Raw genomic sequence first — 22,352 nt, 5'->3', positions numbered from 1 at the left:
GTGGTACGGGTGGTCAGCGGACAGTATGTGCTGGGAGTGACGGCATGACGCGGCCCGCTCGGGTCCGGCCCACCCGTACTCGGCGTGCCCGTGTCGCCACCTTGCCGCAACTGATGGCCACCGCGGTGGAAGTCGATCCCACCGCTACCGCGCTGGTCTTCGCCGGCGCGGACTCGACGCTGGCCGAACTCGGTTATGCCGAACTGGACGAGCGGTCCACCCGGCTGGCCCGGCTGCTGATCGCCCGCGGGATCGGACCGGAGGACCTGGTCGCGGTCGGCATTCCGCGCTCGGTGGAATCGGTGGTCGCGGTCTGGGCCGTCGCCAAGACCGGTGCCGGATTCGTGCCCGTCGATCCGAACTACCCCGCCGACCGGGTCGCGCACATGGTGTCGGACTCGGGCGCCGTGCTCGGCCTCACCGTGTCCTCGGTGCGTGCGGACCTGCCGGACACGGTGCAGTGGCTCGGTGTGGACAGTCCCGAGTTCACCGACGGGCTCGAGGAGTTCTCCGGCGACCCGGTGACCTACGCCGATCGGCTGCGGCCGCTGCGGGCCGAACATCCCGCCTACGTGATCTACACCTCCGGTTCCACCGGGAAGCCCAAGGGAGTGGTGGTCACCCAGGCCGGGCTGGCCAGCTTCTGTGAGGAGCAGCGGGACCGCTATCGAGTCGGAAACGATTCGCGCACACTGCACTTCGCCTCACCGTCCTTCGATGCCTCGGTACTGGAACTGTTGCTGGCGATCGGAGGCGCCGCCACCATGGTGGTGGCCTCGCCGGCCGTGCTCGGCGGCGACGAACTGGCGAATCTGCTGCTCCGGGAACGGGTCACCCACGCCTTCATCACCCCCGCGGCACTGGCCTCGGTGGATCCGGCCGGGCTGGACGAGCTGCGCGTCGTGGTCGCCGGAGGTGAGGCGTGCCCACCGGAACTGGTGCGGCGCTGGGCCATCGAAATCGCCGAGGGCACCCGCGAGTTCTACAACGGCTACGGCCCGACCGAGACCACGATCATGACCAATATCAGCGCGCCGCTGGTACCGGGGGAGACGGTCACGATCGGGGCGCCGGTGCGCGGCATCACCGAGTACGTGCTCGACGAGCAGCTCGCACAGGTGCCCCGGGGCGCGGTCGGTGAGCTGTACATCAGCGGAGCGCAGGTGGCGCGGGGCTATCACCGTCGCCCGGGTCTCACCGCCGCCCGCTTCGTCCCCAACCTGGTCGACGGTAACGGCTCCCGGCTGTACCGCACCGGCGATCTGGTGCGCTGGACCGCCGGTGGTGAGCTGGAGTATCTGGGCCGCAACGATTTCCAGGTGAAGATCCGCGGTTTCCGGATCGAACTCGGTGAGATCGACGCGGTGCTGGCCGCCCACGACACGGTCGACTTCGCTGTCACGGTGGGCCACAAGCTGCCCGGCGGCGCGACCATCCTGGTGTCCTACGTGCACGCCGCCGACGGTGCCGCCGTCGACACCGATGTGCTCGGTTCCCATGCGGGACAAAGCCTTCCCGCACATATGGTGCCGACGACGATCATGGTGCTCGACGCCATTCCGTTGACCCCGGTGGGCAAGTTGGACCGGGCGGCGCTGCCCGAACCGACGCTGGCCGCGCGCGCCTTCCGGTCGCCCTCGGGTGCGCTCGAGGAGTTGGTCGCGGGCGTGTTCACCGAGTTGCTGGATCCGCCGGCCGCAGTGGGCGCCGACGACGACTTCTTCGAGTTGGGCGGCAACTCGCTGATCGCCACCCAGGTCGCGGCGCGCCTGGGCGCGCAGATCTCGGCGCGGGTGCCGGCCCGGTTGCTGTTCGAGGCGGCAACCGTGGCGGAGCTGGCCGAACGGCTCGAACCGATCAAGGGAGAGGGCGATCGGCTGCCGCTGGCACCGATGGAACGCCCGCAGCGCATCCCGCTGTCGCTGGCACAGCAGCGCATGTGGTTCCTCAATCAATTCGATCCGGAATCGGCGGCCAACAACATTCCGTTCGCGATCCGGCTCACCGGTGCGCTGAACGTGACCGCGCTGCAGGCGGCCATCGGTGATGTCATCGAGCGCCACGAAACCCTGCGCACCATGTACCCGTCCGCCGACGGCACCGGCCACCAGGTGATTCTGCCCGCGGAACAGTCGGTTCCGGAACTGACCACCGAGCCGGTGTCGCAGGACGAGCTACCACAGTGGCTGGCCGGTCGCCTGCTGGCCGGATTCGATGTCGCGGCGCAGGTACCGCTGCGGATCGCGGTGGCCGAACTGGCACCCGACGATCACGTCGTCGCGGTCGTGGTGCACCACATCGCCGCCGACGGCGCCTCGGTTGCCCCCTTCACCCGAGACCTGTTGGCGGCCTTCCTCGCCCGGCGTAACCGGTCCCGGCCCAGCTGGCCCCCGTTGCCGGTACAGTACGCCGATTACGCGCTGTGGCAGCGGGCGTTGCTCGGCGACGAGAACGATCCGGATTCGCTCGCGGCCCGGCAGATCGAGTACTGGCGCACGACGCTCGACGGCATTCCCGACCGGCTGGATCTGCCGGCCGATCGGCCCCGTCCGCAGGTGGCCTCGGGGCGTGGCGCGGAATACAGCTTCGAGATCGCGCCGGAGTTGCACCAGCGGCTCGAGGACCTGGCGCAGCGCACCGGCGCCTCGCTGTTCATGGTCGTGCACGCGGCATTCGCGATCGTGCTTGCCCGCTCCAGCGGCACCGACGACATCACGATCGGCACTCCGGTGGCCGGTCGCGGCGAGGCCGAACTCGACGCGCTGGTCGGCATGTTCGTCAACACCCTGGTGCTGCGCACGCGGGTGGACGGCGCGGCGACGGTGGAGGCGCTGCTGGGGGCGGTGAAGGACACCGATCTGGGGGCTTTCTCCCACGCCGAGCTGCCGTTCGAGCGCCTGGTGGAGGTGCTCGATCCGGTGCGGTCGCAGGCACACCACCCGCTGTTCCAGGCGGCACTGTTCTTCCAGAACATGGCCAGACCGCAGTTGCGGCTGCCCGGCTTGGCGGCCGAGGCCGTCGAATTCGACGGCGCGGTAGCGAAATTCGACCTGCAGCTGACGACGGTGCCGCGCACGGAATCGGGTGCGCCCGCCGGAATGTCGTCGATGTTCACCTATGCGCTGGATCTGTTCGACGAGCGCACTGTCGCCGGATATGCCGCCCGCCTGATTCGGGTGCTGGACGGTATCGCCGCGAATCCCTCGCGCCCGGTCGGCGATCTCGAACTGCTCGACCCGGCCGAGCGGACCCGGATCCTGCGGGAGTGGAACGACACCGGCCATCCGGTCGCACCGGAACTGCTGCTGGACGGTTACCGACGTACCGCGGCACGTAATCCCGGTGCGGTGGCCGTCGTCCACGAGGGGGAGCGCCTCACCTACGCCGAATTCGACGCCGAGGTCAATCAGCTTGCCCGCCTGCTGATTTCGCGGGGTGTCCGACCCGAGTCGATGGTCGGCCTGGCGGTGCGCCGGTCGCTGGATCTGGTCGTCGGCATGTACGCCATCGTCGCCGCGGGCGGCGCCTACGTGCCGCTGGACCCCGACCATCCGGCCGACCGGATCGCGCACATCCTCGACACCGCCAAACCCGTCTGCGTCGTGACCACGGTCGCCGATTCGATCGATGTGCCCTCCCGGATACCGGTGCTTCGCCTGGACACCATGGATCTGAGCAGATTCGATCCGAGCCCGATCCGGCCCGCGGAACTGTTGTCGCCGCTGCGTCCCGACCATCCGGCGTACGTGATCTTCACCTCCGGTTCGACCGGCCGCCCCAAGGGCGTCGCGATCTCGCACGCCGCGATCCACAATCAGATCGAATGGATGCTGGCGGCCTACCCGCTGGGCAGCGGCGATGTGTATCTGCAGAAGACCGCGACCACCTTCGATGTGTCGCTGTGGGGCTACTTCATGCCGCTGCGGGCCGGTGCGGAACTGGTCGTCGCGACCCACGACGGCCATCGGGACCCGATCTACGTCGCGGAAACTATTGCGGCGCATAGAGTTACGGTAACAGACTTCGTGCCGTCGATGCTCACCGTGTTCGCCGCGCACGTCACGGCCGGTAGTTGCCCGACGCTGCAGGACATCTTCGTGATCGGCGAGGCGCTGCCGCCGGAAACCGCCGACGCCGTGCATGCGGTCTCCGATGCCCGCATCCACAACCTGTACGGACCCACCGAGGCCGCGGTGTCGGTCACCTACTGGCCGGTCGCCGACACCGATCGTCCGAGCGTTCCGATCGGCTTGCCACAGTGGAACACTCGGGTCTATGTGCTCGATTCGCGGCTGCGCCCGGTACCTGCCGGCGTGCCCGGCGAGCTCTATCTTGCCGGTGACCAACTGGCCCGCGGATATGTGCGTCGCCCCGATCTGACCTCGGACCGCTTCGTGGCCAGTCCCTTCGGGAACGGGGAACGGATGTACCGCACCGGCGATCTGGTGCTGTGGCGTCCCGCCGACGACACCAGACCGGCACGCCTGGACTACATCGGCCGCACCGATTTCCAGGTGAAGTTCCGCGGCCAGCGCATCGAGCTCGGCGAGATCGAGACGGCGTTGCTGGCGCTGCCGGGCGTGAGCCAGGCGGTGGCGCTGGTGATGGGTTCGACACTGGGGGATCAGCTGGTCGCCTATGTGGTGGCCCAGCCGAACACCGCCCTCGATCCGGAACGGCTGCGCCGCGGCGTCACGGATTCGCTTCCGGCCTACATGATTCCGTCGGTGGTGACGGTACTCGACGCGTTCCCGCTCAACGCCAGCGGCAAACTCGACCGCAAGGCCCTGCCGGAACCCACGTTCAGCAGCAGTACATTCCGGGCGCCCCGCACACCGGTCGAGGAGATCGTCGCCGAGGTGTTCGGGTCCGTGCTCGGGCTGGAGCGCGTCGGTGCCGACGACGACTTCTTCGCTCTGGGCGGCAACTCACTGGTCGCCACGCAGGTGGTGGCTCGCCTCGGTGCCGCGGTCGGCGGCCGGGTACCGGTGCGGGCACTGTTCGAAACCCCCACGGTCACCGCGCTGGCCGCCACACTGGAATCGCAGACCCACACCCGGCGCGGTGTCGAACTCGGTTCGATCCAACGCCCGGACGTGCTGCCGCTGTCGCTGGCACAGCAACGCATGTGGTTCCTCAACCGATTCGACCAATACGAGGATGCCGACGCCGCCGCGTCCGAGGAGCAGACCGGTGCGGCCGCCTACAACCTGCCGTTCGCGCTGCGGCTGACCGGCAGCCTGGATGTGGCAGCGCTGGCCGCAGCGCTCGACGACGTACTCGCCCGGCACGAGGTGCTGCGCACCGTCTACCCGGAGACCCCGCAGGGACCGGTGCAGGTGATCCTGCCCGCCGACACCCGGCTGGGCCTGGATCCGGAGCGCAGTGCCGCAGCCGATGTGGCACAGGCCGTGTACGACCTGGCCGCAACGCCTTTCGATGTCACCGCGGAAGTCCCGCTGCGGGTGCGCCTGCTCGAGGTGACCGATCCGGCACCGGGCTCACGCCGCGAATACGTCCTCGCCGTGGTGGTGCACCACATCGCCGCCGACGCGTCCTCGATGGGACCGCTGGTCCGCGACGTCATGACCGCCTACGCCGCCCGCACCGTCGGCGCGGCACCGGAATGGACACCGCTACGGGTGCAGTACGCCGACTACGCGCTCTGGCAGCGCGCCGTGCTCGGCTCCGAGTCCGAACCGGGCTCCATTGCGGCCCAGCAGATCTCCTACTGGCAGCGCGAGCTCGCCGGTTTGCCCGATGTGCTGGAACTACCGACCGACCGGCCGCGGCCGCCGGTAGCGACCCTGGCCGGGGCCCGGGTCGATGTGCGCATCGCGCCCGAGGTGCACGCCGGCCTGCTGGAGCTGGCGCATGCGCACGGGGCGACCCTGTTCATGGTGGTGCATTCGGCATTCGCGGTGCTGCTCTCACGCCTGTCCGGCGGTGACGATATCGCCGTCGGTAGTCCGGTGGCCGGTCGCGGCGAGGCCGAACTGGACGATCTGATCGGCATGTTCGTCAACACCGTGGTGTTCCGCACCCGCGTCGACCGCGGCGAGTCGTTCACCGATCTGCTGGCCCGCCAGCGCGAAACCGACCTGCAGGCGTTCGCGCATGCCGATATTCCGTTCGAGCGGCTGGTCGAGGTACTGAACCCGCCCCGATCGACCGCACACCATCCGCTGTTCCAGGTCGGGCTGTCGTTCCAGAACGTGGCGCAGACGGCGTTGGAGCTGCCCGGCCTGAGTGTGGCCGGAGTCGACGCCGACCTCGACGTCTCGCAATTCGACCTGCACCTGATCGTCGCCGACTCCTACACCGAGGACGGGGACCCGGCCGGTATCGGCGGGTTCCTCACCTACGCCACGGATCTGTTCGATGCGGCGAATGCCGCCGCGATCGCCGAGCGGCTGTCGCTGTTGCTGGCGGGTGTGGTGGCCGACGCCACCGCACCGGTCGGCGACCTCGACATCCTCACCGGCTCCGAACGCGCGGACCTGGAGCGGGCCGCGGTGGGGACGGTGCGCCCGGTGGCCGCGGCCACCCTGCCGGATCTGCTGGCGACGACAGTGGCCGCGCACCCGGGATCGGTGGCGCTGGTCGCCGACGCCGGCGGACGCGTCCAACTGTCCTACAGCGAGCTCGGCAAACGAGTCAATCGCCTGGCCCGTCATCTGATCTCGCTCGGGGTCGGCCCGGAGTCCCGGGTCGCGCTGGCGCTCCCGCGTGGCATCGATCTGGTCGTCGCGATGTACGCGGTATCGGCGGCCGGTGGCGCCTATGTGCCGGTCGATCCGGATCAACCCGCCGAACGCACCGGGTACATCCTCGATTCCGCGGCACCGGTGTGTGTGCTGTCCACCTCCGCCGTTCCGCCGCTACCGGGCCGGGCGCTGGCGACGGAATCGACCGCGGTGGCCCGCGATTGGCGCGGGCGCTCGCAGTCCATGCCGGACCTGGCCGATGCCGGTCGCGACAGCGCTCGCGACGATGTGGTGCTGCTGGACGAACTCGATCTCGGCGGGCTGTCCGGACGGCCGGTGACCGACGCCGATCGCCTCGCGCCGCTCCTGCCACAGCACACCGCCTACATCATCTTCACCTCCGGCTCGACCGGGCGCCCCAAGGGAGTCGCGGTCGCGCACGCCGCGATCGTGAATCAGCTGGTCTGGAAGACCGCCGAATTCGGCCTCGGCGCAGGCGATGTGGTGCTGCTGAAGACTGCGGCCACCTTCGACCTGTCGGTATGGGAGTTCTGGTCCGCGGCGGTGTCGGGAGCTCGCCTGGTGGTAGCCACCGCCGACGGGCATCGCGATCCGGCCTATCTCAACGAACTGATCCGGCGCGAGGGCGTCACCACACTGCACGTGGTGCCGTCGATGCTGGACGCGTTGCTGGTGGAATCGCGTTCGGGCGTACGGACACCCACCCCGCTGCGACGGGTACTCGCCATCGGTGAGGCGCTGCCGGCCGCGCTCGCGCAGCGCTTCCGCAAGGACCGCCCCGAGGTGCGGCTGTACAACCTGTACGGGCCCACCGAGGCCGCCGTCTCGATCACCGCCCACCGGGTCGTCGCGGCGGACCAGCTGTCGGTGCCGATCGGGGTGCCCGAGTGGAACAGCCGTGTGCACGTCCTGGATTCGCGGCTGCGGCCGGTGCCGCCGGGTGTCCCGGGTGAGCTGTATCTGGCCGGCGCCCAGCTGGCACGCGGCTACTTCGGTCGCGCCGATCTGACCGCCGACCGCTTCGTGGCCGACCCGTCCGGTGCCGGCACCCGGATGTACCGCACCGGCGATCTGGTGGCCTGGACCCGAACCGGCGAACTGGAATACCGCGGCCGCACCGACTTCCAGGTGAAGGTGCGCGGTTTCCGGATCGAGCTCGGTGAGATCGAGGCCGCACTGCTGCGCATGCCGCAATTGGCGCAGGCCGCGGTGGTGGCGAAGTCCGATCCGCGTACCGGTGACCGGCTGGTGGCCTATCTGGTGTCCGCCGATCGCGAACTCGATGTGGCACAGGTGAAGTCGGCGGTCGGTGCCACACTGCCGAACTACATGGTGCCGGCCGCGTTCGTGGTGCTCGACGCCCTGCCGCTGTCGGTGAACGGCAAACTCGACCGCAAGGCACTGCCGGACCCGGAGTTCGAGAGCACCGCCTACCGCGCGCCCGCGACTCCGGCCGAGGAGATCGTGGCGGCAACCTTCGCGGAGGTGCTCGGTGCCGGCCGGGTCGGACTCGACGACGACTTCTTCGCGCTGGGCGGCAACTCGCTGCTCGCCACTCAGGTCGCCGCCCGGATCGGCGCCGCGCTGGACCTTCGGGTTCCGGTGCGGGCACTGTTCGAGGCATCGACCGTGGGCGCACTCGCGGCCCGGGTGGAACGGGGCGGGTCCGAACGGTCGCGCACTCCGCTGAGCGCGGGACCGCGTCCCGAGTCGGTTCCACTGTCCTATGCGCAGCAGCGAATGTGGTTCCTCAACCAATTCGACACCACGGCAACGGTATACAACATTCCGGTGGCGATCCGGCTGTCCGGTGCGCTGGATGTCGCCGCGCTGCGCCACGCCGTGGCGGATCTGGTGACTCGGCACGAGGTACTGCGCACCGTCTACCCCGAGACCGAATCCGGGGGTGTGCGCCAGCGGATCCTCGCGGCCGCCGACGTCGAACTCGATCTGGAGCCGATCCGGATCGGTGAGGAACGGGTCGCACACGAGGTGGGCCGGCAGGTCGCGGCCGGCTTCGACGTGACCACCGAGGTTCCGTTCCGAATCCAGCTGTTCCAGTTGTCCGCCGGGGAATACGTGCTGGTCTTCGTGGCCCACCACATCGCCGCCGACGGCTGGTCGATGGGGCCGCTGACCCGGGATCTGATGACGGCCTACCTGGCACGGTCCGAAGGTTCGGCGCCGTCGTGGTCACCGTTGCCGATCCAGTATGCGGACTTCGCGTTGTGGCAGCGTGCGGCGCTCGGCTCCGAGGACGATCCGGAATCGGCGGCCGCGACGCAATTGGCCTACTGGACTGCCGAACTCGCCGAGGTTCCGGACGAGCTGACGTTGCCCACCGACCGCCCACGCCCACCGGTGCAGAGCTTCGCCGGCGGTAAGGTCGACTTCACCGTTGAACCGGATGTGCACGCCGGGCTCACCGCCCTGGCACAGCAGCACAATGCGACGCTGTTCATGGTGGTCCACACCGCCCTGGCAGTGTTTCTGGCCCGCATGTCGGGCACCGAGGACATCGCCATCGGCGCACCCATCGCAGGCCGCGGCGAACCCGAACTCGACGATCTGATCGGCATGTTCGTCAATACGCTGGTGCTGCGGAGCCGGGTCACCCCCGGCGCCACCTTCACCGAACTGCTGAACGCCAACCGCGACACCGATCTTCGTGCCTTCGCCCATGCCGATATCCCGTTCGAGCGGCTGGTCGAGGCGCTGGCTCCGGAACGTTCCACCGCCCGGCATCCGTTGTTCCAGGTGGCGCTGTCGTTCGAGAACTTGCCGGAGACCACCTTCGAACTGCCCGAGGTGCGGTTCTCGGCGCTGAATCCGGCCGCCACCACGGAGAAATTCGACCTGTCGCTGACGATCCGGGAAGCGATCGGTGGCCGGGGCGGTATGGGAGGCGAATTCTCCTATGCCGAGGATCTTTTCGACGAGGCGACGGTGCGGGTCTTCGCGCAGCGGTTCACTCGTATGCTGGCGGCGATCGCGGCCGACCCGGAGCGTGCGGTTGGTGCGCTGCCGTTGCTCGGTGACGAGGAATACCACGTCCTCACCCGGGTGCACGACGACGACGTGATGGCCACCGCGCTACTGCCGGACCTGCTGACTCGCGGTATCCAGTGGGGACGGCAGCGCACCGCGGTGCGGTATCACGGGCGCTCGATCAGCTACGGCGACCTCGACGACGCGTCCTCGAAGCTCGCCCGGGCCCTGATCGGTCAGGGGGTGGGACCGGAGCAGTTGGTCGCGGTCGCGCTGCCGCGGTCGTTCGAGATGGTGCTGGCCGTGCTGGCGATCAGCAAGGCCGGTGGTGCGCACGTCCCCGTGGATCCGAGCTATCCGCAGGACCGGGTGCGCCATATGCTCACCGACTCCGGTGCGGTGATCGGCGTGACGACCTCGCAGTTCGCCGGCGATCTGCCCGCGGACGTGGACTGGCTGGTCCTCGATGCCGCCTCCACCGGACGACTGGTCGCGCCCCAATCGCCGCTGCCGGTGACCGATGCGGACCGGATCTCCCCGCTGCACATGGCGCATCCGGCCTATGTCATCTACACCTCGGGATCGACCGGTAAACCCAAGGGCGTCACGGTCACCCATGCCGGCCTGGGCGGTCTGGCCGAGGTGGCGACGAGCCTGTACGAGCTGGAGCCGCAGCATCGGTTCCTGCACATCTGCTCGCCGAGTTTCGATCCGTCGGTGCTGGAATGGATCTGCGCGTTCGCCACCGGTGCCACCCTGGTGATCACTCCCGCCGAGATCGTCGGTGGCCCGGATCTGGCGGAGTTGGTGCGTAGTGAGGGTGTGACGCACACGATCATCACGCCGGCGGTGCTGGGCACGATGGATCCGGCTGATCAGGAGCAGTTGCTGGTGGCGTCGGTGGGTGGTGATGTGACCACGCCGGAGCTGCTCGCCAAATGGCAGCCCGGGCGGACCTACCTCAACGGTTACGGTCCGACCGAAACCACCATCATCTCCTCGTTCGCACACCTTGATCCGCAGCGGCACATCACCATCGGTGCCCCGGTGCACGGCATGTCGGCGCTGGTGCTCGACAGCGCGCTGAATCCGGTACCCCCGGGGGTGGCGGGCGAGCTGTACCTGGCCGGTGGTGGTGTGGCGCGCGGTTACCGGCATCGGCCCGGTCTCACGGCCGAGCGTTTCGTGCCCAACCCGTGGGGTGCGCCGGGAGCGCGGATGTACCGCACGGGTGATGTGGTGCGCTGGTGGGCCGAGCCGGAGCAGCGTGCGGGCAATGTCGCTCGGGCGGAGGTGCCGTGGGAGCTGGATTATGTGGGCCGTACCGATTTCCAGGTGAAGATTCGTGGTTTCCGGATCGAGCTCGGTGAGATCGATGCGGTGCTGGGCCGGCATCCGGATGTGGAATTCGCGATCACCATGGGGCAACGAACCGATGCGGGCGCAACAATTCTCATTGCGTACGTGCTCGTCGTGCCCGGACACGGCATCGACTCCGCGGCGCTGACCGAGTACGCCGCGGCGGAACTGCCACCGCATATGGTGCCCTCGGCGATCACCGTGCTGAACGAGCTGCCACTGACTCCGGTGGGCAAGCTCGATCGCAAGGCGTTGCCCGAGCCGGTACTCGAGGCCACGCGCTATCGCGCGCCGCGCACTCCCGCCGAAAACGTCATCGCCGAGGTGATCGGCGAGGTCCTCGGTATCGCGCGGGTCGGCGCCGACGACGACTTCTTCGCCCTCGGTGGCGACAGCATCGTCTCCATTCAGGTGGTGTCGCGAGCGCGGGCCCGGGGAGTCCACTTCTCCCCGCGGGACGTTTTCGCCGCGCGGACGGTCGAAGCGCTCGCGCGCACGGCGACCACGCAGACCGCCGCCCCCGCCGCGGTACGGACCGGCCCGATGCCGTTGCCGCCCGCCGCGATCCGCTTGCTCCGCGCCGATCCGTCCGGTCAGGCCTTCCGGGCGATCACGCTCGCCGTCCCGGCCGGTTGCACTGCGGACCGGCTTCAGGCCGCGGCGACCGGAGTGCTCGAGCGGCATCCGATCCTCTCGGCCCGGCTCGACAAAGCGGACCGGACACTGGTGATCCCCGATGCGCCCGCCGCGGCCGCACTCCGCCGGTTCGCCCCCGGTCCGGAAGCGGTGGACCTCGCGGTGCGGTCGCTCGGCGCGAATCTGGATCCGGCCACCGGCCGCAACATCGCCTTCGCGCTGATCGCGCCGACCGACCCGGCCGACCGGACTCCTGCCGAGAGCCGGCTGGTGGTGGCGGCCGGCCGGCTGGTCGTCGACGACACCTCCTGGCGCATCCTGATCGATGAACTGACCGCCGCCTGGACCGCGGACCGCCCCGTGGTGACCGCACCCCGATCCGGTCCGATCGACCTCGCACACACCCTGGCGGCGGAGGTGGCCGCGGCCGACACCGCGGCCGAACTCGATTGGTGGCGGCGCCGACTCGCCTCGGCACCCGCCGATGCACCCGTCGCCGGGCTCGATCTGTCGAACCGTGGCCGTGTTTCCCTGGTCATCACAGCCGAAGGCGCCGCCGCCGTCGCGGCTGTCGCCCGCGCCTACCACGCCGAGGTGGACGATGTGCTGCTCACCGCGTTCGCCCTGGCGCAACAGCCGGGCGCCCGGGGCAGCGCCTCCGACCTGATCGGGAGCGTGGTGCAGGTACCGGCCGACGAGCGGATCCCGGCCGGCGCCGATGCCGCCGGAGTCGTCGGTGGTTTCACCGCCGCCTATCCGCTCCCGGTCGCGCTGGACGGCCTGGACCTCGACGACGCACTGGTCGGTGGACCCGCTGCCGGGGACGCCCTCGTCCAGATCAAGGAATTGCGGCGCGCGGTGCCACGCGCGGGCACCGGATATGCGCTGCTGCGCTATCTCGATGCCGCAGTCGGCCCGGTGCTCGAGTCGATGCCGCAGGGCCGCACCGCGTTCCGGTATCGCGACCTGCGTCCGGCACAACCTCATTCTCGCCTGCGCGCCGCCGACGTGTTGCTCGATATCACCGTCGAGGCGACCGACGACGGGCTCATGGCCCGCTTCGACTACGCGGCAGTGGTCTTCTCCGCCGAACAGATCAAGGAGTTCGCGGGGCAGTGGGTCCGGGCACTGGGTGGTCTGGCCGAGCACGGCACCCATCCGGATGCCGGTGGCTACACCGCCTCCGATTTCGCGCTGGTGCACCTGGACACCGCGGACGTAGCGAAGCTGTCCGACGAGTATCCGAACCTGACCGATATCTGGCCGGTCACTCCGCTGCAGTCGGGAATGTTGTTCCACGCGTTGCTCGCCGACACTTCGACCGATGTGTACATCACCCAGTTCACCGTCGACCTGGCCGGCGCCGTGGACCAGTACCGGTTGCAGGCCGCGGCACAGACGGTGCTGGACCGGCACGACAATCTGCGCGTCGCCTTCGCCGCCGACACCGCCGGAGATGCGGTGCAGGTCGTCGTCGGGCACGAAGACGTGCCGTGGCGGACCGTAGACCTCACCGGCCTGGACCCCGACGCCGCCGAGGCGGAGGCGCGACGGCTGGCCGGTATCGACTGTGGGGTGCGGTTCCGGATGGATCGGGCGCCGCTGCTGCGCTTCACGCTGTTCCGGTTGGCCCCGGACGCGTATCGGATGCTGGTGACCAGTCACCACATTCTGCTCGACGGCTGGTCGACGCCGCTGCTCATGCAGGAGCTGCTGACCGCGTATGCGGTCGGGGCGGATCCGGCGCACCTGCCGCCGGTGCGTTCCTACGGTGACTACCTGCGCTGGCTCGTGGCCCAGGATCCCGCGGCGGCGCGCACCGAGTGGCGGCACGCGCTGGCGGGGATCACCGAGCCCACGCCGCTGGCGCCGGTGGATCCGGGCCGCGAGATCTCCGCCGGGACGGGTGAGGTCGGTTTCGAGCTGTCGGTGGCCGAGACGACCGAGCTGACCAGGCTCGCAGCGCATTTGGGTGTCACCGTGAACACGGTGGTGCAGGCGGCATGGGGGCTGCTGATCGGTCGCAGCACCGATCGTGACGATGTCGTCTTCGGTGCCACCGTCTCCGGCCGTCCACCGGCGCTGCCGGGCGTGGAGAGCATGGTCGGTCTGTTCCTCAACGCGATCCCGGTACGGGTCCGCTTGGATGCCGGTGACACCCTGGCCGGTCTGCTGGGACAGCTGCAGGCCGAACAGGCCGCACTGCTGGACTACCACTACCTCGGACTCAGTGATATCCAGCAGGCCGTCGGCGTGGACGGGCTGTTCGATTCGCTGGTGGTGTTCGAATCCTTCCCGATCGATCGGGAAGGGCTGGACCGGGTCGGTTCGATCGACGGCATGCACGTCACCGGGATCGGCGCCGTCAACGGCACCCACTACCCGGTGACCGTGATCGTGGTGCTGGACAACCAGTTGCGTATCTCGCTGAAGTATTTGCGCGATGTGTTCGAACCCGATGTGGCCCAAGCGCTGTCGCAACGGCTGGCCGCGCTCCTCGGGAGTTTTACTCGGACGCCGCAGGCCCGGGTGGCCGAGGTGGACGCACTGCTCGACGGTGAGCGGGCCGCGCTGGCGGCCCGTAACGCCACCGACCTGCCGCGCCTGCGCGACGACGCCACGTTGCTGAGCTTGTTCGACGCGCAGGTGGACCGGACGCCGGACGCGCCGGCCGTGTATTTCGGCGATACCGTCCTGACCTACCGTGAACTCGACCTGCGGTCACGGTCGCTGGCCGCGGAACTGATGGGCCGCGGAGTGGAGCCGAACGCACTGGTCGCCGTGGCCATGCGCCGGTCGGTGGACCTGGTGGTGGGCATCTATGCGGTGCTGCGCGCGGGCGCGGGGTACGTCCCCGTCGATCCGGATCACCCGGCCGATCGCAACGAATTCGTTCTCGGCAACGCACGGCCGGTCTGCGTACTGACCACCGAACGAGACGGCTTCCGCACCGGCAGCGGGATTCCGATCGTCGATATCACCGGTCTCGGCACCGAGACGGAATCGCTTGCCACGATGGAGTTCCCGGTGGTCCACTCCGACGCGGTGGCCTACGTGATGCACACGTCGGGGTCGACCGGGCGCCCCAAGGGGGTGGTGATCACCCATCGGCAGATGACCAACCAGTTCCGCTGGGCGCAGCGCACCTATCCGCACGACACCACCGATGTGGTGTTGCACAAGACGCCGATCACCTTCGACATCTCGACATGGGAGTTGTTCTGGCCGTTGCAGACCGGTGCCGCGATCGTGGTCGCCGAACCCGACGGGCACCGTGACCCGGCATATCTGTCCCGGGTCGTCACCCAGCGCTCGGTCACCTCGGTGCATTTCGTGCCGTCGATGCTGGACGCCTTCCTGGACCCGGCCGCAAACCCGTCGGTGGCCCAGGGATATCCGTCGCTGCGACGGGTCTTCGCGGCGGGTGAGGCGCTCTCCGGTGAGACCGCGCAGCGGTTCCGGTCCACGCTCTCCGGCACGCAGCTGGTGAACTGGTACGGACCTGCCGAGGCCACGGTGGTCACCGCCTGGCCGGTCGGCGAATCCGGTGCCGCGGCGGTGCCGATCGGTACACCGGTCGCCAACACCCGGGTGCACGTGCTGGATCGGCAGTTGCGTCCGGTGCCGCTCGGATCGCCCGGTGAGCTCTATGTGGCAGGCGTGCAGCTGGCCCGCGGCTACCTGGGGTCGGCGGCGCTGACCGCCGAGCGCTTCGTGGCGGACGCGGGTGGCGAGCGGCTCTACCGCACCGGCGATATCGTGCGCTGGCGCGAGAGCACCGGCGGGCCCGCCCTGGAGTATCTGGGTCGCAGCGACTTCCAGATCAAGCTGCGCGGGCAACGCATCGAACTCGGTGAGATCGAGTCGGTGCTGGCCGGATTCGCGCCGGTACGGCACGCGGTGGTGTCGCTGGTGCGACAGCAGTCCGGTGATCGGCTGGTCGCCTACGTGGTGCCGGTCGGCGACGACATCGACGAGGAACAACTGCTGGCCTACGCGCGGGAATCGCTGCCCGCCTACATGGTTCCGGCGGCGGTCGTGGTGCTCGCGGAACTGCCGCTGGGCAGCACCGGCAAACTCGACCGCAAGGCGTTGCCGGTACCGCAGTTCACCGGTCGTCCCTACCGGGCCCCGTCCACTCCGCTGGAGCAGACGATCGCGGATGTGTTCGCCGAGGTGCTGGAGGTCGAGCGGGTCGGTCTGGACGACGATTTCTTCGACCTGGGTGGTAATTCGCTGGTGGCCACCCGCGCGGTGAGCCGGCTGCGTACGCTCACCGGCGTCGAGGTCCGGGTGCAGTGGTTCTTCCTGGGCTCGACCGTCGCGGCATTGACCGGGCGGGTGCTCACCGCGATGAGCGACGAGCACGACTACGACGGGGAATCGGATGCGGCGCTGGGTGTGCTGTTGCCGATCCGGGCCGAGGGCGAGGCCGAACCGCTGTTCTGTATCCACCCGATGTACGGCCTGTCCTGGTGCTACGCCGGGCTGAACCGCTATGTGGAGGATCGGCCGGTACTGGGCATCCAGTCGCCGGCGCTGTCGGAGGACGGATATCTGCCGCGCTCGCTGCAGGAGATGGCCGATCGCTATGTGGCCGAGATCAAGGCGGTGCAGCCGCACGGGCCGTATCACCTGCTCGGCTGGTCGCTGGGCGGTGTGCTCGCGCATGCGATCGCGACGACCCTGCAGGCGGCGGGGGAGCAGGTGGCGAGTGTGGTCATGCTGGACTCGCACGCCGAGATCGACGTCGCCGATTTCCGCACCGCCATCCGGGAGGCGCTGGCCGAGATCGGCATCGGGGCCGAATCCCTGGTCGGCGACGGTGATATCCATGATCTCAGCGAGGAAGCGGTAGCGGCGCTGCACGCGACCATCCCGGCGGATATGGCCGTGTTGACTCCCGAACGGGTGCGTCGCATTTATCGCAGTGCGGTCCGGTCCGCGGAATTGATCGCCGAGCATCGGCCGGATGTATATCGCGGCCGATTGGATTATTTCAGTGCCGCCGGACACGACACCGCGGCGCAGAACTGGCGCGATTACATCGAGGGTGAGATCGTGGATCGTCGCATCGACGTCGATCACGACCAGATGACCTCACCGCCCGCGCTGGCCGCACTCGGTCCGCAGCTGGCACGAGTGCTGACCGGCGCGAACGGCGATCGAACCGAGCGATCGGGCCGGTCGTGATGCGATCACCAGATATGTAACGGATCGGTCTCGTCCAACGACTAGACGAACCGTAGGGTCGAATATGATCTCGGCCCGCCGGAGCGCCTCGCCGGGCGTAATTCCGGAATAGAGCTGAACTGAATGTCGAGCAGATAGCGAAGGTGTGAACATTGATTCGTCGACACTTCCGGCGTAGCGGGCTCAGGGCCGCTGCCGTGCTCGCGGCCACGGGCGTCCTCACGGGCGTGGTGGCCGGAGTCGGCGCAACCAGCGCCTCGGCGGAGGACCCGGTCATCTCGTCGAAGTCCCTGTTGGCCGACCCGAAGTCGCCCGACGGATCACACATCCAGAAGGCCACCTACAAGGACGACCGCAACATCCGGCTCTACGTCTACTCGGCCGCGATGAACCAGACCTTCCCGGTCGATGTGCAGCGCCCCGCGGACGCGTCGGTCCCGCGCCCGACCCTGTATCTGCTCAACGGCGCCGGTGGCGGCGAGGACAGTGCCTCCTGGGACAAGAAGACCGATATCGTCAACGGCTTCCTGTCGGACAAGAACGTCAACGTGGTGCAGCCCATCGGTGGCAAGTGGAGCTACTACACCGACTGGTTGAAGGACGACCCCAACCTGGGCCGCAACAAGTGGAAGACCTTCTTCACCGAGGAACTGCCCCCGCTGATCGACGGTGCCCTGGGTACCAACGGCACCAATGCCATCGCGGGTCTGTCGACCTCCGGTACCTCGGTGCTGAATCTGGCGATCGCCAAGCCGGGCCTGTACAAGTCGGTGGCCGCGTACTCCGGGTGCGCCGAGTCCAGCACGCCGGTGGGTCGGGAAGCCGTGAAGCTGACCGTCAACACCTGGGGCGGCGGCGATGTCCGCAATATGTACGGCGAGGACGACAACCCCGCCTGGGTGCAGAACGATCCGGTCGTGAACGCCGAGGGGCTGCGTGGGCAGAACCTCTACATCTCCTCCGGTAACGGTCTGCCCGGCCAGTGGGACACCCTCGACGGCCCCTACACCATCCCCGGCCCGTACGGCCTCGGTAACCAGCTGGTCGTCGGCGGCATCATCGAGTCGGCCACCAACTACTGCAGCCACAACCTGCAGACCCGGCTGAACTCGCTGGATATCCCGGCTACCTACAACTTCCGTGATTCGGGCACCCACTCGTGGGGCTACTGGCACGACGACTTCATCGATTCGTGGCCGGTGCTGGCCCGCGGTCTGGGCGTCTGACCGGACCCGAAGATTCACCGAATCCGCCCCGCTCGCCTGCGCGAACGGGGCGGATTCGTCGTTTCATCTGGCACCCTCATCAAAAAGTTCGGGTACCCGTAAACTATTTTTCATGGATGCGGTAACTACTGCGGCACGACCGGGGCGATCCCGGCCGAGGGCTGTCGCGGCACTACTGGGCCCGGCGTTCGTGGCCGCGATCGCCTATGTCGATCCCGGCAATGTGGCATCGAATATCAGTGCCGGCGCGGAGTACGGCTACCTGCTGGTGTGGGTGATCGTCGCGGCGAACGTGATGGCGGCGCTGGTGCAGTACCTGTCGGCCAAACTCGGCGTCGTGACGGGTCGATCGCTGCCGCAGATCGTGCGCGAGCGGGCGGGACGGCCGGTGCGGCTGGCCTATTGGGGGCAGGCCGAACTGGCGGCCATGGCCACCGATCTCGCCGAGGTCGTAGGTGGTGCGATCGCCCTGCACCTGTTGTTCGGGCTCCCGCTGCTCCTCGGCGGGGTGATCACCGGTGTGGTCTCGATGGCTCTGCTGGCGGTGCAGAACCGACGCGGACAGCAACCGTTCGAGCGGGTCATCATCGGCCTGCTCGCGATCATCGCGATCGGTTTCCTCGCCGGTGTGGTGATCGCACCGCCGTCCCCGTCGGGTGTGGTGAGTGGTCTGGTGCCGCGTTTCGAGGGCTCGCAGAGCGTGCTGCTGGCCGCTGCCATGATCGGTGCGACCGTGATGCCGCATGCCATCTATCTGCATTCCGGCCTCACCAGGGATCGGCACGGTCGTACCGAACCGGGGCCGGCGCGCAAGCGACTGCTCGGCGCCACCCGGGTGGATGTCGGCCTGGCGATGGTGATCGCCGGTGCGGTGAATCTCGCCATGCTGCTGATGGCGGCCGCCACACTCGCCGGCAGTGATATCGACTCGCTGGAATCCGCGCACGCCGCGGTGCGCGATGCCCTGGGCTCGTGGGCCGCACTGCTGCTGGCCGTGGGCCTGCTCGCCTCCGGCCTGGCATCGACCTCGGTCGGCGCCTACGCCGGCGCGATGATCATGGAAGGGCTGCTGAGCCGCACCGTCCCGCTGCTGCTCCGTCGCGTCGTCACCCTGATCCCGGCCCTGATCATCCTCGCGGTCGGGGTAGACCCCACCCGGGCACTCATCGTGTCCCAGGTGGTGCTGTCGTTCGGGATTCCCTTCGCGCTGATCCCGCTGGTTCGATTCACCGCCGACCGCGCGCTGATGGGCGGCGATGTCAATCACCGCGCCACCACCTGGGCGGCCTGGATCATCGCCGTGGTGATCAGCGCACTGAACCTGCTGCTGATCTACCTCACGGTGACCGGCGCGTGAGCGCGCGGCCGGGATCCGATCAGCTACTCGTTTCGGCGGCCTTGCGGTATCCGCGGATCGCGGGGTAGCCGAAGACGACGATCATGCCGAGGACCCAGGCCAGAGTTTTCAGCAGTGGTTCGGCCACCGGGCCGTCCCAGGCCAGGCCGCGCATGGCATCGATCGAGGTGCTCATCGGCTGGTTCTCGACGATCGCCTGCAGCCAGGTGGGGTAGGCGAAGACGGGGACGAAACCGGAGTTGAAGAACATCAGCAACGTATTGAAGATGCTGATGATATTCACGAGCACCACGCCCTCGGAGACCGTGGCCAGCGCGGTCACCATGACCGCGAACCCCACGCCGAACAGCACCGGAATGCCGACCATGGCGATCGAGGCCAGCGGCCCGTTCCAGAAGCGGAAGCCGATACACACGCCGACCACGATCACGAACAGGGTTGTGACCAGGACGCGGATGGCCTCGGCCAGCAGTCGCCCGGTGAGTCCGGCGGCGCGGTGAATGGGCATGGTCCAGAACCGGCCCAGCAGGCCGGAGCTCTTCTCGGACTTGAATCCCAGCGCGCTGACCACGGCGCCGGACATCGCGGCCACCAGCGTGATCATCGGGACGGTGCCGTAGACGCTCGGCATCCCGGTGGCGGTGGTGATGGAATCGCCGAGCACGATGCGGAACATCAGCAGCGTCAGCGCGGGATAGATCATGGTCTGGATGGTGGTCACGGGGTCGCGCGTCCAGACCATCAACAGCCGCTTGCACTGAATCAGGCTGTGCTGAACCCAGGTCGACGGTGCGTGCTCCGATTGCGGTGCTACGACAGGCAGCGGAGTCTCCCAGCCGGGAGTGCTCGCCGCGCGCGTTTCGATGGCCGTACTCACGATCGCCTCACACTCGCCCAGACCGCCAGCGGCACGAAAGCCACTGCCAGACAGATCAACCACACCAGCGGCACCCACAACACCTGCCAGCTCACTCCGTCGGCCGCCATATCCCGCAGTGCATAGGAGAACTGGGATACCGGCTGATTGCGCGCGAACGGCCGAATCCAGGACGGGAAGCCGGTCTCCGGGACGAAGCCGGTCGACAGCATGCCCAGAATCAGCGTCGGCAGGGTCAGGGCCTGACTCAGCGACTGCGGGTTCTTGGTCAGCGAGCCGAGCGCGTCGGCGCCGATGGCCAGCACCGTGCCGATCGCGAGGGAGAACGCGCAGAACAACACGGCCTGCCCGATACCGGCGGTGAAGCGGAATCCGATCACGTGCCCGAACACCAGCGCCGCCGCCAATGATGTCACCGAGCGCACCATGCCCGCGCAGATCCGGGAGGTCAGCGGCACCATCATCCCGATCGGCATGGTCTGCATCCGGGTGTGCAGGCCGGTCATCGACTCGAACGCCGCGATCTGCGCATTCGACATCATGGTGAACGACATCGTCTGCAGCACGATGATCGGCATCACGAACTGCGCGTAGTCGATGCCCTGGAACTGCATGATGTAGCGCAACGGCAGATAGAAACCGAGGGTGAACACCAGCGGGGTGATGATCGCGACGACCAGCTCACCCTTGGTCGCCATCGTGTAGACGATCCGGCCGGTCAGGGCGCGCCACTGCGCGAAACTCGAGATTCGCGCCTCGGGCATCTGCGCGAACAGTTGTGGTTCGGCCACCGGCGCGCTCACTGGGGGCCGCCCGAATGTCCGGTGATGGACAGGAACACGTCGTCGAGCGAGGGCCGGCGCAGTGCGATATCGGCCAGTTCCAGGCCCGCGCCGTCGAGCCGGCGTACGGCCTCGGCGAGTGTGCTGGGACCGTCGGGTGCGGGAATGGAGAGGCGATCGCCGGTCGATTCCTGGCGCAGCGCGTCGGGGACCAGATCGCCCAGCGCGGTGATCGCCTCCGACAGCCGGGTCGGATCCAGCGGTACCACCTCGCAGTAGCTGCCGCCGGTCTTCTCCTTGAGCTCGTCGGCGGTGCCCTCCGCGATCACGGTGCCCTTGTCGATGACGATGATGTTGTCGCTGAGTACGTCGGCCTCTTCCAGATACTGCGTGGTCAGCAACACTGTGATGCCCTGCGCCTTGAGGGCCTCGACCAGATCCCACACTCCCTGGCGGCTGCGGGGGTCCAGCCCGGTGGTGGGCTCGTCGAGGAACACCACCTCGGGGCGCACCACCAGCCCGCAGGCGATGTCGACGCGGCGCCGCATACCGCCGGAATAGTTGCGCACGGCGCGCTTACCGGCGCTCACCAAGTCGAATTCTTCGAGCAGGGCGTCGGCACGGCGCCGCGCGTCCTTCTTGGGCAGACCCATCAGGCGGCCGAACAGTTCCAGGTTCTCGCGGCCGGACAGGTTCTCGTCCAGGGCCGCGTACTGCCCGGTCATCATGATCGACCGGCGGACACCGGCGGCGTCGGTGAGTACGTCGTGTCCGGCGACCGACGCGCGCCCGGAGTCGGGGCGCAGCAGTGTCGACAGGACCTTCACCATGGTGGTCTTGCCCGCGCCGTTGGGACCGAGGATGCCGAGGACCGATGCTCGGGCGGCGGTGAAGCTGATGCCCTGCAGCGCGTGTACGTCGCCGAAGGACTTACGCACGTCGTCGACCACGACCGTAGGTTCGGTGCCGGTCTCCGCCGCGGAAGTGCCCGCCTCAGCCGCGGGGGTGTCCGTGGAGTCGGAATCCTCACTCGGTGTGTGCGATTCTGCGCTGTCCAAACTCGGCATCAACTCTCCACTATCGGCCGGGCCGCGACCGGATTGTCCGGAACGCTGATTGCTGCCCCGGATGATGGATACCTTCCACCGCGCGCGATGTTACTTCGTGGGACGACACCGCAGGCCGGGGCGCCACCGGGCTGTCGGC

General features: G+C 68.4%; 6 protein-coding genes. 3 read left to right on the top strand and 3 right to left on the bottom strand.

Features of this window, described 5'->3' with window-relative positions:
- Nucleotides 1-125 precede the first annotated feature (125 nt).
- From NV2_RS13245 to NV2_RS13235, 3 genes are all read left to right on the top strand, one after another.
- Nucleotides 126-16,904 (top strand): non-ribosomal peptide synthetase, encoded by a 16,779-nt coding sequence (locus tag NV2_RS13245; protein WP_444980692.1) that lies wholly within the window; start codon nt 126-128, stop codon nt 16,902-16,904.
- A 230-nt stretch (nt 16,905-17,134) separates the two neighbouring features.
- Entirely contained in the window at nt 17,135-18,130 is a 996-nt protein-coding gene (locus NV2_RS13240) for an alpha/beta hydrolase (protein ID WP_174550588.1), read from the top strand.
- Nucleotides 18,131-18,242: 112 nt separating this feature from the next.
- On the top strand, nt 18,243-19,487 hold the full coding sequence (locus NV2_RS13235) for an Nramp family divalent metal transporter (protein ID WP_067872748.1): 1,245 nt from the start codon (nt 18,243-18,245) through the stop codon (nt 19,485-19,487).
- Between the two features lie 19 nt (nt 19,488-19,506).
- Here NV2_RS13235 and NV2_RS13230 read toward each other — a convergent pair whose 3' ends face one another.
- From NV2_RS13230 to NV2_RS13220, 3 genes are read right to left on the bottom strand one after another with little or no spacing between them, the layout of a single operon-like run.
- Nucleotides 19,507-20,364 (bottom strand): ABC transporter permease, encoded by an 858-nt coding sequence (locus NV2_RS13230; RefSeq protein WP_245662580.1) that lies wholly within the window; start codon nt 20,362-20,364, stop codon nt 19,507-19,509.
- Nucleotides 20,361-21,128 carry an ABC transporter permease gene (locus tag NV2_RS13225; protein ID WP_067873052.1) on the bottom strand — a complete coding sequence of 256 codons (768 nt, stop codon included), beginning with the start codon at nt 21,126-21,128 and terminating at the stop codon, nt 20,361-20,363. The genes NV2_RS13230 and NV2_RS13225 overlap by 4 nt, the downstream gene beginning before the upstream one ends.
- Before the next feature lie 35 nt (nt 21,129-21,163).
- Complete coding sequence (locus NV2_RS13220) at nt 21,164-22,213, bottom strand: ATP-binding cassette domain-containing protein (protein ID WP_084474554.1); 1,050 nt, start codon at nt 22,211-22,213, stop codon at nt 21,164-21,166.
- Nucleotides 22,214-22,352 lie beyond the last annotated feature (139 nt).

It is taken from the genome of Nocardia vermiculata NBRC 100427 (assembly GCF_001613265.1).
GTDB classification, from domain to species: domain Bacteria; phylum Actinomycetota; class Actinomycetes; order Mycobacteriales; family Mycobacteriaceae; genus Nocardia; species Nocardia vermiculata.
This window is presented reverse-complemented; position numbering and strand designations above follow the sequence as displayed.